Annotated in this window: 1 protein-coding gene; it reads left to right on the top strand. The window is 56.1% G+C overall.

The genetic code is table 11. The features are described 5' to 3' along the window. Positions 1 to 742 (top strand): InlB B-repeat-containing protein (locus tag RM706_RS16445; RefSeq protein ID WP_311353361.1); only part of this gene is annotated, 742 nt, incomplete at both ends.

The raw sequence follows: 742 nt of genomic DNA, 5'->3' as shown, positions 1-742 counted from the left end.
TAGCGGAAGCGGCGATGGCAGCTATGTAGCGGGCGATGTGGTGAACATCGTTGCCGATGCGGCACCAGCAGGGCAACAGTTCGTTTCTTGGACGGGCGATGTGTCCGGGGTTGATGACATCAACAGTTCCTCGACCACAGTAACGATTCCATCTTCGGATGTGGTGGTTACGGCGACATATGGCCCAATAGATGTTACGACCTATGAACTGACGGTGAACAGCGGAAGCGGCGATGGCACCTATGCAGCAGGCGATGTTGTGAACATCGTTGCCGATGCGGCACCTGCTGGGCAACAGTTCGTTTCTTGGACGGGCGATGTGTCCGGGGTTGCGGACATCAACAGTTCCTCTACCACGGTAACGATTCCATCTTCGGATGTGGTGGTTACGGCGACGTATGGTGAGGTTTCCCCTGGCGGCACGATCTGGTTAGAGGACTTTGAGGATTTGTCCAACGGTGACGTTGTGGACAACGGTTCCACTGCGTGGAGCTCTTCGCGCGCCGGTGGTACCTTCGAGGTATTGGACGGCAGGTTCTGGACCAATGTATCCGGTGGTGTGGGCACCTGGACCTCCGAGGTTATACCTATCGGCGGAACGATATCGCTATCGATGGACGTTGACGATTCGGACGACAACAAGGAGAGTTCCGATTTCGTGCGTGCCCTCTATATATTGGACGGCGGCACGCCGGTGGAGTTCGGTTTTGTGAACAACGACATCGACCCCCAGACCTTCGTT

The sequence above is a fragment of the Croceitalea rosinachiae genome (genome assembly GCF_031846445.1).
GTDB classification, from domain to species: Bacteria; Bacteroidota; Bacteroidia; order Flavobacteriales; family Flavobacteriaceae; genus Croceitalea; species Croceitalea rosinachiae.
This window is presented reverse-complemented; position numbering and strand designations above follow the sequence as displayed.